Consider the following 14,450-nt stretch of genomic DNA (forward strand, 5'->3'; position numbering starts at 1 on the left):
CTGTGGATAACCTGGGGGCGCACCTCTCCAGCCCAGGTAACATGCGCCTTGCAAGGTTTTGATCAAAAAACACCCAAATATCAGCAGCTTGTGCACAAAGCACGGGGACGAGGGTGTGGATAACCTCTGGAGATGTCTCTGCAGGCCACGAACTACATGGGCTGCAGAGTTTTGATTATTTTTTGATCAAGCGCGTTTGCGCAAATTCAACCAGGCATCGACGCTATAAATCGCCAAACCCGCCCAGATGAACATGAACGCCACCAGGGTGCTCGACGACAAATGCTCGTCAAACAGCAACACTGCCTGCAGCAACACCAGCGTCGGCGCCAGGTACTGCAGGAAGCCCAAGGTGGTATACGGCAGGTGGCGTGCGGCGGCGTTGAAGCACACCAGCGGTACTAGGGTCACTGGCCCTGCCGCCATCAACCACAACGCTTCACTGCTGGTGTAGAACGCGCCCTGTGCGCTCAGGGCAGCGGGGTGCAGCAACATCCAGCCAAGGGCCAGCGGCACCAACATCCAGGTTTCCACCACCAGGCCCGGCAGCGCTGCCACCGGCGCCTGTTTGCGGATCAACCCATAAAAGCCGAAGCTCAGCGCCAGCACCAGCGACACCCAGGGCAGGCTGCCCACTTGCCACACCTGCTGGGCCACCCCCACGGTCGCCATGGCCACCGCCAGCCATTGCAGGCGGCGCAGGCGCTCGCCGAGGATGAGCATGCCCAGCAACACGTTGATCAGCGGGTTGATGTAGTAGCCCAGGCTGGCTTCGAGCATGCGGCCGTTGTTCACGGACCACACATACGTCAGCCAGTTACCCGCGATCAGCGCGCCGCTCAGGGCGAGGATGGCCAGCCTGCGCGGGTTGTTGCGTAATTCGCGCCACCAGCCAGGGTGCTTCCATACCAATAGCAGCAACGAACCGAACAACGCCGACCAGAGCACCCGGTGGACGATGATCTCCACGGCGGGGACGCTCTGGATGGCCTTGAAGTACAGGGGGAACAGGCCCCAAATGATGTAGGCGCTGAGGCCCAGGATGTACCCGCGTTGCGGGTTTGCGGCGTGCATGCAGAATCCTTGCTTAGGTAGCTAAATAAAGCGACGCCTATTGTAGACAGAGGTCAGCACACATCTAGAACAATTTCAGCGGTTGTTCATCGAGGGCCGCCATCTGCTCGCGCAGTGCCAGAATTTGGTCGCCCCAGTAGCGCGGTTGGCCAAACCAGGGGAAGCTGCGCGGGAAGGCCGGGTCGTCCCAGCGACGGGCCAGCCAGGCGCTGTGGTGCAATTGGCGCAAGGCTCGCAAGGGCTCGATCAGGGGCAGCTCGCGTGGGTCGAAGTCGTGGAACTCGTTGTAGCCGTCGATCAGCTCTGCCAGTTGGCCGAGGCGTTCCTCGCGGCTACCAGCGAGCATCATCCACAGGTCTTGCACCGCTGGGCCCATGCGGCAGTCGTCGAGGTCGACGACGTGATACACCTCGTCGCGATGCATCAGGTTGCCGGGGTGCAGGTCGCCGTGCAGGCGCATCACCTTGTGCGGGGTGCGCGCGTAGATGTCCTCGACCCGCTTCAGCAGGTCGCGGGCGACGGACTCAAAGGCAGGTAGCAATTCCCGCGGTACGAAGTTGCCCTCAAGCAGGGTTTGCAGTGACGCGTGGCCAAAGTTGTCCACAGCCAATGCTTCGCGGTGCTCGAACGGGCGTGTCGCGGCCACGGCGTGCAGGCGGCCGAGCAACTGGCCGAGGCGATACAGCTGGTCGAGGTTGCCGGGCTCCGGGGCATGGCCGCCGCGGCGGGGGAACAGGGTGAAGCGAAAACCCTGGTGCTCGAACAGCGTGCGGCCGTCGTGCTGGAGAGGCGCGACCACCGGCACTTCACAATCGGCAAGCTCAGCGGTGAAGCGGTGCTCTTCGAGGATGGCCTCATCGCTCCAGCGGCCTGGGCGGTAGAACTTGGCGATCAGCGGCTGCGAGTCTTCGATGCCCACCTGATAGACGCGGTTCTCGTAGCTGTTCAGCGACAGGATCCGGGCGTCGCTGAGAAAGCCAATGCTTTCCACGGCGTCCAGGACCAGGTCGGGGGTGAGGGTAACGAAAGGGTGAGACATGAAGGCTCCGCAGGGGCATGGGGCATAGCGCCCGCATTGTAATGACGCTCTGAGCGCCCAGCGTCCCCCAATCGGTTCGCAGGCGCAAGCGATCGAATAGGCACGCTGACCCGCCGGGTACCTAGCATTTCTGCCAGTACCCACAAAAAGGATGCTGGCTTACTGTCCTGCTCATCGCTCTCGCATATCGGCAGTTGCGCACGAACGGTTCATAGATCCCGGGTTCGCTTGGTCATATCGGCCACTGGAGCACCGGGGCGGTTGTCACCTGCGCATGTGCGCGGAGTGGCTTCGACAAGGAGAAGATTCATGCGCCGTCTTGCTGCGTTCGGTCTTGCTGCACTGCTGATAAGCCTGGTGGGATACATGAGCCTCGCACCTTCGCAGGAGCGCTCGAAAACACGACAGGCAACGCCTGAACAGTGCCAAGCGCCTGCCTATGAAAAGCCCGCTGCTGGAGAAACCCCCTACAGCCAGGACAGTTTGGTGACCAATGTTGGCAGGGCCTTCCAATGCAAAAACGACAGAGAGGGTACTGTCGGTGCCTGGCAGTGGTGTAATCAGCCACCTTACTCCCCCGGTGAGGCATTCAACGGTAGCGACCTCTGGCGCGATGCGTGGAACGACCTTGGTGCTTGTAATGCTCAGCCCCAGACCAACACCCTGGAACTGTCATTCACCACAGTGGCGGGCAAGGTACCGTTCACGGCATCGGCGCAAGGGGTCGGGCCGGCAGGGCGGCGCAACCTTGAGGTCAGTGGCGTGCTGCGCTGCAAAAAAGAGACGATTCCGTTCTCGGGGCGTTCTGATGAAGTGCTGACTTTGCCTGACCTTCCTGCCTGCAAGTACGACCTGATCATGAACGAAGCGCAGGGTTACCTGCCGCTGACCACGCCTACCCAGGTCGAATTCAAACCTGACACGCCAGAAAAGATCAGCTTCGAGGTCAAGTTTCGCCAGCCACTGGACCTGAGCAGGCTAGTAACGCTGCCAGGTGTGAAGGTGGAACTGTTCGCCAGCGGCTTGTATCAACCGCGGCAAATGGCGATGGGCAACCGGGTGCTTTACGTCGGCTCCAGTGCCATCCCCGTCTACACCTATGAAGCGCGCACGGCCGGGTTCATCTATGCGATCCCGCTGGACGAGGCCGGTAAGCCAACAGGGGTGTATTTGCTGGCCTCAGGGCTGGAAGAGCCGCATGGCGTGGTGTACCGCGATGGCGACCTGTATTTCTCGACCTCCGGCAAGTTGTATCGGGTGCGCAATGTCGATGAGCACTATCGTGATGCTAAGCCTGAAGTGGTGATGAACTTCCCCGCCGACGACACCGCCTTCCCGCTTGCCCGGCCTGGTCAGCGTATCTGGCACCAGAAGCATCCGTTGCACTTCAACCCGATTGATCCATTGGACAAGGGTCTTTATACCGCCGTCGGTATTCCCTGCAATACCTGCATCATTCCGCCAGATGGGCGTTACGGCACCGTCTTGCGCTATGACATCGAAAACGCCACCTCGCGGGTGCTGGCCAGAGGCGTGCGCAACGCGGTCGGCTTCACCTGGCACCCGGACGGCAAGATCTGGTTCACCGATAACAACCGGCAGGGCTACCTGAACTCCGACGAAGTCAACTTGATCAGCCAGGAAGGGCAGCATTTCGGCGTGCCATATTTCTACGGCCGCGATGTGCCTGGGTTTACCCAGGAGGAATACCAGGAGCCAGGCTCTATCGTGCCGCCATTGGCCGATGGGGCGATCGTTTCGGACAAGCCATTGCACCTGCTCAAGCCTGAAGATTATCAGGCGCCCGCCTATGAACTGGGCAGCAACACCGCACCGCTGGGCATCGAATTCTGGAACGGGTTCTACAACGACGCCGCCAATCTCCAGCGCCTGCTGGTGGCCGTGCATGGCACAGGGATCAAGGCCAGCCCAGGCATGGAGCTGCGCATGCTCACAGTCAAGGACGGACGTGAGGTTATCAACCAGATCCCGCTGGTAACGGGTTGGGGAGGCTCGACAGAACACTTCAATGTGTATTGCCTGGACGATTCGTGCCTGGGCCGCCCAGTCGACATGTTGCCATTGAGCGACAACTCGCTGCTGGTGTCCGACGACTTGGCCGGGGTGATCTACCGGATCACCTTCGACTCCACGCAAGTGATAGGCAAGAGCCTGCTCAAACTGCAACCCACTGCGGCGCCAAGCCCCGAGGTACGGCCACTGATGATCAGTGGCACGCTCAAGGGCAGCGATGGACGCAGCCGGCGTTTCGATGTCGCCTGGGGTGAGTCGCCACTGAGCATCAAGGGCCTGGCTGCCGGCACGTATACGGTCACGCTGGACAACGTCGGTGAGCTGATACCCAGCCAGCGCCAGCAGCAGGTGACGCTGAGTGACTCGCCGAACGCGCAGGTCGTGCAACTCGCCTACATCGAACGGCCACCGTTCCAACCCGTCAAGGCCACCGTGGTTGCACCGGCCAAGCCTGCATTCAGTGGCGAGGCGCCGGAGCAATGGGAAGTCACCCTGATCAGCGACGGGGAGGCGCAGGTCATCAAGGTGCCATGGGGCAGATCCCATGACGTGCTGCTACCAGTCGGTGAGCACAAATTCAACTTCCCTTACTACCAGGGCGAACTGCCTGAGCCGACCCAGCAGGTCGTGAACATCGATGAAGAAAGCCGGGATGCGGTGAAGGTGCAGATGCGCTACCAGCACGTCGCCGAACTCGGCAAACAGGTTGTGGCGACCACCTGTGCGAAGTGCCACACCGTGCAGTACTTCCAGGATGCCAACAAGGCCATCAACTGGAGCCTGGCGGGCAAGGAAGCATTGGTACAGCAGATCCTCGGCATGAGCGTGAGTGGGCATTGCGATGCGTCTTGCTCGGGGCAGATTGCGGATTACTTCTATGACGAACTGTGGGCCGGCTATCTGGACCCTGGGCAAGCATACGGCAAGCGGCAACTGCGCCTGCTGACGCGTGACGAGTATGTGAACAGCGTGCACGACCTGTTTGCCGTGCACGTGCAGGCCGATGCGTTGCCGGCCGACAAGTTTGATAAAGCGTTCAAATACGTCGGGGAGGCAGATCTGGGGATGATCAACGCCGAAGACCTGAAGACGCTGTATGACGTGGCGTGGAATGTGGCAGGCAAGGTCGACCCGCAATGGCTGGCTCAGCAGAGCGTCGAAAGCCTCGGCCATCGCGTCTTCCGACGGCCACTGAGCCCGGATGAGTTGAGCCGTTATGAGGCCGTGAAGGCTGACCATGATGATGCCTCGCTGGTCGCAGCATTGCTGTTGTCACCTCACTTCCTGTACCGCTCCGAATTGGGCGTAACAGATGGCCGGACATCCGGCACCTATCAGTTGACCGCCAACGAACGAGCGACAGCGCTTTCTTACGCAATGCTGGGTACCACGCCGAGTGAAGAGCTCATGCGCAAAGCCGAACAAGGCCAGCTCGAGACGCCCGAGCAGATGGGGGCGCTGGCTCAGCAGATGCTGATGAGTGAGCAGGGCATCGCACAGTTCAACCGCTTCATCAGCTACTACATCAAGACCAGCCGCGATATCCAGGAAAAGCCCGGGCTGGCGCCTGAGGTCATCCAGAGCATGCGACAGGAGCAGGCGCGTCTGGTGGGGGAGGTGCTCAAGAGCGGCGGGGCATTCAATGCACTGTTCAACCCTGGGTATACCTTCCTCAATCAACGGTTGGCAGAACAGTACGCGATTGCGGGCGTGACCGGCGACGACATGCGCAAGGTCACGGTCGATGAACGAAGGGGTGGGCTGTTGCACCTGGGCGCTACCCAGGCGGCCACCTCTGACTACCAGGCTACCTCTCTGGTCAAGCGCGGCATCATGATCCGTGAGCAGCTGCTGTGCCGGGAGTTCGGTGCGCCGGTCGATGCCGACCCGCAAGAGCCGCAGTATCCGCCAAGGGCGATCTCGACGCGCGAACGTTGGGACCTGGTCAACGGTGAGCAGGCCTCGGAGGGCCGTTGCTGGCAGTGCCACAAGTACATGAACGACACCGGTTCCAGCATGGAAAACTACGATGCGTCCGGGCGTTATCGCGAAACCGAGCCGGCTTACAACCATGCGCAGTTCCCGGTGCAGGTGAACATTGATGCCGCAGGGCCGTTCATCAGCAACACGGGCCTGGAGAACTGGGCAAGCGTCCACAACGTGCGCGATATCGCTCGGCTGCTGCCCACTAACCTGACGGCGCAAACCTGCATGGCCGACAGCTATTTCCGTTTCATGTTCGGCAACAAAGTGTCTGCAGGGTCGGTGGGCACGTTGAAGGCTGCCGCCGAATCGCTCAAGACCAACGGTTCGTTGATCCAGATGATTCGCGAGCTGGCTACCTCACCTGTGTTCCTCAAGCGCCAAGAGGAGAATTGACATGGACATCCTGAAGAGCCGTCGGCGTTTCCTGATGCAATTGGCTGCGGCGGGTACGCTGTTGCCGCTGAGCAGCAGTGGGTTTGCGAAGTACCTGTTGCAAGAGACGAAGGAGCAGCCTCAACTGAAGGTAGTGTTCTTCGTCGTGCCGGATGGGCTTGCAGTCGACTCCTACAGTGGGAGCGCGCACAACAGCGATGGCTTGTGGTTTCCTAAGGCCGCCCGGAGTGCAGATACCGATACCGGTGATTTCACACTCAACCTAGTCAGCCAGGAACTGGCGGATTATCGCAGCCAGTCGCTTTACCTGCAGGGCTTGATCCTGGGGCCTGGTAACATTGGCCATGATGGATGGAAATTTGTCTTGCGCGATACGTCAGGAAGCAAGAGCTCTATCGATAGAGTGCTTGGTGATGCCATGCCAGGTACCCAACCCAGCCATCGCAGTCTGTTCGCCGGGCCTCATGCCGGGATCGACAACACGCCCTGGTACGTTTCGTGGGACGACAACAAGATCAGAACGCCGCAGCAGGACCCGGTGCGCCTGAACGAATCGGTATTTGGCGGCACCGCCCGCGCGGTACGCGACCTCCAGGTGCGTAACGCCCATGTATTCGACCCGATCCGCGCTGATATCGCCGAGCTCCGTGGGCGTCTGGCCGGTGCCCAGCGAGAGAAGCTGGTCACCCATCTTGATTCGCTGGAGCAGGTGGTCAAGGACATCGAAGGTGCGGTGCCTTCAGACTGCGGGCCACTGACGCTGGACCAGCACCCCATCAGTTCGGCGCAATTCCGTAACCAGGTGCAGCAAAGCCATCATAAGGTTGTGGCGGCAGCGCTGGCCTGCGGGGTGACCCGTGTCGCAACCGTGCAGATTGGGCGTTCGGCGGAGTCGCTGAACATTCTTGATGTGAGTGCCAGCACCAACCCCCATGATTGCGCTCACCGTTATGCCGGCGAGAGAGAATGGCGGGAGTCAAGGCAATGGTATGTGCGACAGGTGAAGCTGTTCATGGACGAGCTCGCCAAATACGATGACCCGCATGTGCCTGGCGACAAACTGCTCAAGCACACGTTGGTTGTACTCACCAGCGAGATGGCCGACGGTGCTCCGGAGCACATGGTCGATATGCCGCTGGTACTGATGGGGGGCGCCAGCGGGCTGCTAAATGTTGGTAACGGCAACGGTCGCTATTTCAACATCAAGAGCCAAGGTGATCGTTCGCACTGGGCCAAGGGTAGCTTGGTTGACATGCAACGCATATGGTCGACCATCGCGCTAGCGGCGGGCACCACGGTGCCCTATCCCGGCGATGTGTCGCCGGTGACAGGGATCTTCAGCAACGTGTCTTGATTCAGGCCGGTACCCCAAGCAGCACGCTGGAAGGATGGAACTGGACACGTACCGGCTCGCCGGCCAACAGCTGTTGTTGTGCCAGCCAGTCGGCCTCGGCGAAGGCGCACAAGGTCTGCCCGTTGGCCAGGCTCAGGCGTACCTCGCTGGGGCCTTGGGTATCGGCCAGCACTTGCTCAATGGTGGCCGTCAGGCAGTTGCTGCCGGCTTCGACCTCATCGTCGCTGGCCAGCAGCTGTACCCAGCCGGCCTTGAGCAACGCCACCACGTGGATACCTAGTGTCAGTTCCAGGCGTGCGGTGCTGTCGTGGGTGATCAGCGCATCGATCTCCAGGCCACCACCCAATGCCAGGCTGACGCGATCATGGCGCCCCTCACGACGAAGGCCGCTGACTTCGCCCTGCAGCTGGTTGCGCGCGCTGGTGCGCAACATCAGGCGCCCGAGCAGGTCGAGGTCGGTGGATTCCTCGGCGGCTTCGAGCAGCTGCGCCTGCAGGTTCTGCAAGCGCTGGTACAGCCGTAGCACGCGGCCGCCTTCGGCCGACAGGCGTGCGCCACCGCCGCCACGCCCGCCGGTGCTGCGCTCGACCAGCGGCTGGCTGGCGAGGTTGTTGAGCTCATCGATGGCGTCCCAGGCGGCTTTGTAGCTGATGCCGGCAGCCTTGGCGGCGCGGGTGATCGAGCCTTGCTCGGCGATGTGCTGGAGCAAGGCAATGCGTTGCGGGCGGCGGGCGATGTGCTGGGTGAGGAGAGCGGGCAGGGACATGATGGCGCCTATCTGAGACTGACCCGTCAAGCTTGCCCCGGTTTTGCCGTGCGTGCCAGGCAATACACATCGACCCTGCATGCACCGGCCCTGCATAGCACGGCGGCGATGGCTTGCGCGGTGGCTCCCGTGGTCAGCACGTCATCAACCACGGCCACATGCAAGCCTTTGAGCGCGTGTTCGTCGGCCACGGCAAAGGCTCGCTGCAGATTGCGCTGGCGCGCTTTGGCATCCAGGCTCTGCTGCGCCGGCGTTTCGCGTGTGCGCAGCAATAGTCGCTCGTCGCAGTCGATTGCCAGGCTTTTGGACAACCAGCGCGTCAGCATGCCGGCCTGGTTGAAGCCGCGCGCTCGCAGTCGACGCTTGGCCAACGGAACAGGCAACAGCAGGTCAGGTTGCGTCAGGCCCTCTGCGTAGCGGTGTTGCAGGCCATGGCTCAACATTTCGGCCATCAAACGCCCTAGCGGCCATTGGCGGTTGTGCTTGAAACGGCTGATCAGCGTGTCGACTGGAAATCCGTAATGCCACAGCGCGACGACGTGCTCGAACGCCGGCGCACGGCGGCAACACTGGGCGCAGGTCAGGTTGGCCATCGGTAACGGCAGGGCGCAGCGCAGGCAATGGTCCGTCAGCCAAGGCAGCTCCTGCTCGCAGGCCATACACAACGGGTACGCCTGTTCAGCAGGCGCATCGCACAGCAAACAGCTGTGGTTAATATTTGCACACTTGTAAACCAGTGCTTTCAGTCTTAGTTGACAGTTCATAGGCCTTCCGTGACTATGCGAGCTATCCGTGATGCGCTGGCGGGCTTTCCTGTCCCGGCGCCAGTTACAGCCTAAACAAGGAAACGCCGATGAGCGCCAGCACAACTGCAACAACACGTCACGACTGGACCTTGGCCGAGGTCAAGGCGCTGTTTCAGCAACCGTTCAATGACCTGCTGTTCCAGGCGCAAACCGTGCACCGCGCGCACTTCGACCCGAACCGCGTTCAGGTTTCGACCTTGCTGTCGATCAAGACCGGCGCCTGCCCTGAAGATTGCAAATATTGTCCGCAGTCCGGCCACTACAACACCGGGCTGGAAAAACAAAAGCTGATGGAAGTGCAGAAGGTGCTGGAAGAAGCCGCCCGCGCCAAAGCCATCGGCTCCACCCGCTTCTGCATGGGCGCGGCGTGGAAGCACCCGTCGGCCAAGGACATGCCCTACGTGCTGGAGATGGTCAAAGGGGTGAAGGCCATGGGCCTGGAAACCTGCATGACCCTCGGCAAGCTCGACCAGGACCAGACCCAGGCCCTGGCCCAGGCCGGCCTCGACTACTACAACCACAACCTCGACACCTCGCCGGAGTTCTACGGCAGCATCATCACCACCCGCACCTACAGCGAGCGCCTGCAGACCCTGGCCTATGTGCGCGATGCCGGGATGAAGATCTGCTCCGGTGGCATCCTCGGCATGGGCGAGTCGCTGGACGATCGCGCCGGGCTACTGATCCAGTTGGCTAACCTGCCGGAGCACCCAGAGTCGGTGCCGATCAACATGCTGGTCAAGGTCGCCGGCACGCCGCTGGCCGAGGAAGAAGATGTCGACCCGTTCGATTTCATCCGCATGCTGGCGGTGGCTCGCCTGCTGATGCCAAAGTCGCATGTGCGCCTGTCGGCCGGCCGCGAGCAGATGAACGAACAGATGCAGGCCCTGGCCTTCATGGCTGGCGCCAACTCGATCTTCTATGGCGAAAAACTGCTGACCACCGCCAACCCGCAGGCTGACAAAGACATGCAGCTGTTCGCCCGCCTTGGCATCAAGCCTGAGGCCCGCGAAGAGCATGCCGATGAAGTGCACCAGGCGGCCATCGAGCAGGCGCTGGTCGAACAGCGCAGCAGCGAGATGTTCTACAACGCAGCATCGGCCTGAGATGGCCTTTGACCTGGCGGCGCGCCTGGCCGAACGGCGCGCCGCAGACCTGTATCGGCAACGGCCCCTGCTGGAGAGCCCGCAAGGGCCTGAAGTGGTGGTCGATGGCCAGCCGCTGTTGGCGTTTTGCAGCAATGATTACCTGGGCCTTGCCAACCACCCCGAGGTGATTGCTGCGTGGCAGGCGGGCGCCGAGCGGTGGGGTGTCGGTGGCGGGGCCTCGCACCTGGTGGTTGGCCACAGCACGCCGCACCACCAGGTCGAGGAGGCCTTGGCAGAACTCACCGGGCGCCCGCGCGCGCTGTTGTTCTCCACCGGTTACATGGCCAACCTGGGTGCAATCACCGCGCTGGTGGGGCAGGGTGACACGGTGTTGCAGGACCGCCTTAACCACGCGTCCTTGCTCGACGGCGGGCTGCTGAGCGGCGCCCGTTTCAACCGCTATCTGCACAACGACCCGGCCAGCCTGGAAAGCCGCCTGGGCAAGGCCGTCGGCAATACCTTGGTGGTAACCGACGGGGTGTTCAGCATGGATGGCGACCTTGCCGATTTGCCGGCGTTGGCCAAGGTTGCCCGCGCCCGCGGCGCCTGGCTGATGGTCGATGATGCCCATGGCCTGGGCACGTTGGGTGCGCAAGGTGGCGGTATCGTCGAGCACTTCGGCCTGGGCCTCGATGACGTGCCTGTGCTGATCGGCACGCTGGGCAAGGCCTGCGGTACGGCGGGTGCCTTTGTCGCCGGCAGCGAAGCGTTGATTGAAGCGCTGGTGCAGTTTGCCCGGCCCTATATCTACACCACTAGCCAACCCCCGGCGCTGGCCTGCGCGACACTCAAGAGCCTGGAGCTGCTGCGCCGCGAAACCTGGCGCCGTGAGCACCTGGATGCGTTGATTCGCCAGTTCCGCCTGGGTGCCGAACAGATCGGCCTGCAGCTGATGGACAGCCCGACGCCGATCCAGCCGATCCTGATTGGCGACAGCGCACAAGCGCTGCGCCTTTCGCAGATGTTGCGCGAACGTGGCTTGCTGGTGACGGCAATTCGCCCGCCCACCGTGCCTGCCGGCAGTGCACGCTTGCGGGTTACCTTGAGCGCCGCGCACAGCGAGGCGCAGGTGCAGCTATTGTTGAATGCATTGGCCGAGTGTTATCCACAGCTGGAGGCCGCCGATGCGTAACCGACTGATCCTTCTCCCCGGATGGGGCCTGGGTACTGCTGCGCTGGAGCCGTTGGCGGCCAGCCTGCGCGCCCAGGATGCCCGCTTGCAGGTCGAGCTGATGCCCCTGCCGGAGCTGGCCGACGCCGACGTACAGGCGTGGGTCGACCACCTTGACCGCAAGTTGCCCCGTGATACCTGGCTGGGCGGTTGGTCGCTGGGCGGCATGCTCGCCAGCGAACTTGCGCGCAAGCGCGGCGACCACTGTTGCGGACTGCTGACCTTGGCCAGCAACCCCAGTTTCGTGGCGCGGCCAGACTGGCCCCACGGCATGGCCGAAGATACCTTCGGCACCTTCCTCGACGGTTGCCGCAGCCACACCCAGGTAACCCTCAAACGCTTCCGCACCCTGTGCAGCGACGGCGCCCAACAACCTCGTACCTTGCTGCGCCAGCTGGGCGTCGGTGTGCCGGATACCGACCCGCTGTACCTCGCCACCGGGCTGGAAGTACTGGCCCAGCTGGATACCCGCGAGGCACTGCAGGCTTATGGCGGTCCGCAACTGCACCTGTTCGCCGGCAGTGATGCACTGGTCCCGGCCGAGGCGGCCAAAGCGCTGAGCGAGTTGTTGCCCGACGTGGAGGTTGGGCTGGTTGAAGACAGTTCCCACGCGTTCCTGCTGGAATACCCACAGGAGCTGGCGGCGGGTATCAAGAGTTTTCTGCATGAGAGTGGCGATGACTGACCTTTCCCGTCCGACCCTGCCCGGCGCGCTGCCGGACAAGCGCCAGGTGGCGGCCTCGTTTTCCCGCGCGGCGGCCAGCTACGACAGCGTCGCGGCGTTGCAGCGCGACGTCGGCCTGAACCTGCTGGGCCAGTTGCCAGAGGGCTTGGCACCGTCGCGCTGGCTGGACCTGGGCAGCGGCACCGGCCACTTCAGCCGGGTGCTGGCCGAGCGCTTCGCGCAGGCCAGTGGCGTGGCGGTGGATATCGCCGAAGGCATGCTGCGCCATGCCCGCAACGAACAGCGCGGCGCGCAGTACCACGTGGCCGGCGATGCCGAGCGCTTGCCGCTGCGCGATGCCAGCGTCGATCTGGTGTTCTCCAGCCTGGCGGTGCAGTGGTGCGGGCAGTTCGCCAGTGTGCTGGACGAGGCGCGCCGGGTGTTACGCCCAGGCGGGGTGCTGGCATTCAGCAGCCTGTGCGTCGGCACCCTCGATGAACTGCGTGCCAGTTGGCAGGCCGTGGATGGCCTGGTGCATGTCAACCGCTTCCGCCGCTTTGACGATTACCAGCGCCTGTGCGCGGGCAGTGGCTTCGAGCAGGTAGCGCTGCAGCAGCGCGCGCACGTGCTGCACTACCCCGATGTACGCAGCCTGACCCACGAGCTGAAGGCGCTTGGTGCACACAATATCAACCCGGGCCGCCCTTCGGGCCTCACCGGCCGTGCCCGCATGCAGGGCTTGTTGCAGGCATACGAGGCATTTCGCCAGCCTCAGGGGCTGCCCGCCACTTACCAAGTGGTCTATGGTGTGCTGCGCAAGCCACAGGCGTAAGGGGAGTCAGATGAGCCAGGCCTATTTCATTGCCGGTACCGATACCGATGTCGGCAAGACCACGATTGCTGCCGGCCTGCTGCATGCAGCGCGGTTGCAGGGCATGAGCACATTGGGCGCCAAGCCGGTGGCGTCGGGTTGTACGGTAACCGCAAAGGGGCTGCGCAACAGCGACGCACAGGCGCTGATCGATGAAAGCACGATCAAATTGCCGTACGAACAGGTCAACCCATTCGCCTTCGAGCCTGCGATCGCACCCCATGTCGCCGCACGCGAGGCCGGCGTCACGCTGGGTGTACCCGAGCTGTTGGCGGCGATGCGCAACGTGCTGCAGCAAAACGCCGACTTCACGTTGATCGAAGGCGCCGGTGGCTGGCGTGTGCCGCTGTCGGGCCAGGCCAACCTGTCTGACCTGGCCATTGCCCTGCAACTGCCAGTGATCCTGGTGGTTGGGGTGCGCCTGGGCTGTATCAGCCATGCCTTGCTCAGCGCCGAAGCGATTGCCCGCGATGGGCTGCAACTGGCGGGCTGGGTGGCGAATATCATCGAACCGCGCACATCGCGCCTTGAAGAAAACCTGGCCAGCCTCGCCGAGCGCTTGCCGGCGCCATGCCTGGGGCGGGTACCGAAGTTGAAGCTGGCGAGTGCCAATATGGTGGCTGAGCATTTGCAGCTGGATTTGCTGGATTAACGGCCGCTGCCTATCGACTGGCACTGGGCCATTAACGATTTAAACGGGCCTTTTCTGCCATCAACTGCTTTAATGAGGCCTGTTCGTCATCCAGCGTCAATGGAGTCCTGACATGGAAATCACCGGCAGCTCCGCCTATTACGCGGGCCTCAGCGCAATCCAAAGCGGCCAGAACCGCGTCGATCAAGCCGCCAGCCAGATCGCCAACCATACCGCCGAACGCACCGCCACCAGCCAGTCGAGCGACTTCCAGGCTGAGCGTCTGCGCGCTGTTGATCGCAGCCAGCAGATGGACTTGGCCACCAGTACCGTGCAACTGGCACTGGGCAAACATGAAGTGGAGCTTGGCGCGAAAGTCGTCAAGGCATCCGACGAAATGCTCGGCCGGATCATCGACACCTACGCCTGATCCCTCGCGGCACTCAACTTAGCGACTCTTCCTTTGTGGGCGCGGGCTTCCCTTGCGCCTCATTGCGCCCCTGCGCGCCCTCT

Annotated in this window: 12 protein-coding genes; 8 read left to right on the forward strand and 4 right to left on the reverse strand. The window is 62.4% G+C overall.

Annotated features, from left to right (window positions below; translation table 11 throughout):
• Positions 1 to 186: 186 nt before the first annotated feature.
• Complete coding sequence (rarD, locus tag HU764_RS27320; protein WP_186681305.1) at positions 187 to 1,074, reverse strand: EamA family transporter RarD; 888 nt, start codon at positions 1,072 to 1,074, stop codon at positions 187 to 189.
• A gap of 64 nt (positions 1,075 to 1,138) precedes the next feature.
• Complete coding sequence (locus tag HU764_RS27325; RefSeq protein ID WP_186703176.1) at positions 1,139 to 2,113, reverse strand: serine/threonine protein kinase; 975 nt, start codon at positions 2,111 to 2,113, stop codon at positions 1,139 to 1,141.
• Positions 2,114 to 2,422: 309 nt separating this feature from the next.
• Between HU764_RS27325 and HU764_RS27330 the strand changes: the two genes are divergently transcribed.
• Together HU764_RS27330 and HU764_RS27335 are read left to right on the forward strand one after the other, a co-directional pair.
• The gene (locus HU764_RS27330; RefSeq protein ID WP_186703177.1) at positions 2,423 to 6,526 is read left to right on the forward strand and encodes a DUF1588 domain-containing protein; all 4,104 of its coding nucleotides are present in this window, start codon (positions 2,423 to 2,425) and stop codon (positions 6,524 to 6,526) included.
• A gap of 1 nt (position 6,527) precedes the next feature.
• Positions 6,528 to 7,880, forward strand: a complete 1,353-nt coding sequence (locus HU764_RS27335; RefSeq protein ID WP_186681311.1) for a DUF1552 domain-containing protein — start codon at positions 6,528 to 6,530, stop codon at positions 7,878 to 7,880.
• Position 7,881: 1 nt separating this feature from the next.
• Here the strand turns inward: HU764_RS27335 and HU764_RS27340 are convergent, their stop codons facing one another.
• Both HU764_RS27340 and HU764_RS27345 read right to left on the reverse strand, forming a co-directional pair.
• Complete coding sequence (locus HU764_RS27340; RefSeq protein WP_186703178.1) at positions 7,882 to 8,646, reverse strand: TOBE domain-containing protein; 765 nt, start codon at positions 8,644 to 8,646, stop codon at positions 7,882 to 7,884.
• A 26-nt stretch (positions 8,647 to 8,672) separates the two neighbouring features.
• Positions 8,673 to 9,410, reverse strand: coding sequence for a ComF family protein (locus HU764_RS27345; RefSeq protein WP_186681315.1), 738 nt, complete (start codon positions 9,408 to 9,410; stop codon positions 8,673 to 8,675).
• Between the two features lie 89 nt (positions 9,411 to 9,499).
• Between HU764_RS27345 and bioB the strand changes: the two genes are divergently transcribed.
• From bioB to HU764_RS27375, 6 genes are all read left to right on the forward strand, one after another.
• Positions 9,500 to 10,558 (forward strand): biotin synthase BioB, encoded by a 1,059-nt coding sequence (gene bioB / locus HU764_RS27350; protein WP_027594348.1) that lies wholly within the window; start codon positions 9,500 to 9,502, stop codon positions 10,556 to 10,558.
• A gap of 1 nt (position 10,559) precedes the next feature.
• On the forward strand, positions 10,560 to 11,732 hold the full coding sequence (bioF, locus tag HU764_RS27355; RefSeq protein ID WP_186703179.1) for an 8-amino-7-oxononanoate synthase: 1,173 nt from the start codon (positions 10,560 to 10,562) through the stop codon (positions 11,730 to 11,732).
• Positions 11,725 to 12,456 carry an alpha/beta fold hydrolase gene (locus tag HU764_RS27360; RefSeq protein WP_186681317.1) on the forward strand — a complete coding sequence of 244 codons (732 nt, stop codon included), beginning with the start codon at positions 11,725 to 11,727 and terminating at the stop codon, positions 12,454 to 12,456. The genes bioF and HU764_RS27360 overlap by 8 nt, the downstream gene beginning before the upstream one ends.
• Positions 12,449 to 13,267 (forward strand): malonyl-ACP O-methyltransferase BioC, encoded by an 819-nt coding sequence (gene bioC, locus HU764_RS27365; protein ID WP_085274059.1) that lies wholly within the window; start codon positions 12,449 to 12,451, stop codon positions 13,265 to 13,267. Before HU764_RS27360 ends, bioC begins: the two co-directional genes overlap by 8 nt.
• A gap of 10 nt (positions 13,268 to 13,277) precedes the next feature.
• The gene (gene bioD, locus HU764_RS27370; RefSeq protein WP_186681321.1) at positions 13,278 to 13,958 is read left to right on the forward strand and encodes a dethiobiotin synthase; all 681 of its coding nucleotides are present in this window, start codon (positions 13,278 to 13,280) and stop codon (positions 13,956 to 13,958) included.
• Between the two features lie 112 nt (positions 13,959 to 14,070).
• A complete protein-coding gene (locus HU764_RS27375) occupies positions 14,071 to 14,367 on the forward strand; it encodes a pyrroloquinoline quinone biosynthesis protein PqqE (protein ID WP_186681324.1) in 297 nt (98 codons plus the stop codon).
• The last annotated feature ends 83 nt before the right edge of the window (positions 14,368 to 14,450 follow it).

Source organism: Pseudomonas kermanshahensis, from assembly GCF_014269205.2.
Classification (GTDB): Bacteria; Pseudomonadota; Gammaproteobacteria; order Pseudomonadales; family Pseudomonadaceae; genus Aquipseudomonas; species Aquipseudomonas kermanshahensis.

Bases quoted from the DNA above. Each gene is read 5' to 3' on its own strand.
- HU764_RS27375 (WP_186681324.1), top strand. From the start codon at position 14,071: ATGGAAATCACCGGCAGCTCCGCCTATTACGCGGGCCTCAGCGCAATC.
- HU764_RS27335 (WP_186681311.1), top strand. From the start codon at position 6,528: ATGGACATCCTGAAGAGCCGTCGGCGTTTCCTGATGCAATTGGCTGCG.
- HU764_RS27340 (WP_186703178.1), bottom strand. From the start codon at position 8,646: ATGTCCCTGCCCGCTCTCCTCACCCAGCACATCGCCCGCCGCCCGCAA.
- bioC (WP_085274059.1), top strand. From the start codon at position 12,449: ATGACTGACCTTTCCCGTCCGACCCTGCCCGGCGCGCTGCCGGACAAG.
- HU764_RS27360 (WP_186681317.1), top strand. From the start codon at position 11,725: ATGCGTAACCGACTGATCCTTCTCCCCGGATGGGGCCTGGGTACTGCT.
- HU764_RS27345 (WP_186681315.1), bottom strand. From the start codon at position 9,410: ATGAACTGTCAACTAAGACTGAAAGCACTGGTTTACAAGTGTGCAAAT.
- HU764_RS27325 (WP_186703176.1), bottom strand. From the start codon at position 2,113: ATGTCTCACCCTTTCGTTACCCTCACCCCCGACCTGGTCCTGGACGCC.
- bioD (WP_186681321.1), top strand. From the start codon at position 13,278: ATGAGCCAGGCCTATTTCATTGCCGGTACCGATACCGATGTCGGCAAG.
- bioF (WP_186703179.1), top strand. From the start codon at position 10,560: ATGGCCTTTGACCTGGCGGCGCGCCTGGCCGAACGGCGCGCCGCAGAC.
- bioB (WP_027594348.1), top strand. From the start codon at position 9,500: ATGAGCGCCAGCACAACTGCAACAACACGTCACGACTGGACCTTGGCC.
- HU764_RS27330 (WP_186703177.1), top strand. From the start codon at position 2,423: ATGCGCCGTCTTGCTGCGTTCGGTCTTGCTGCACTGCTGATAAGCCTG.
- rarD (WP_186681305.1), bottom strand. From the start codon at position 1,074: ATGCACGCCGCAAACCCGCAACGCGGGTACATCCTGGGCCTCAGCGCC.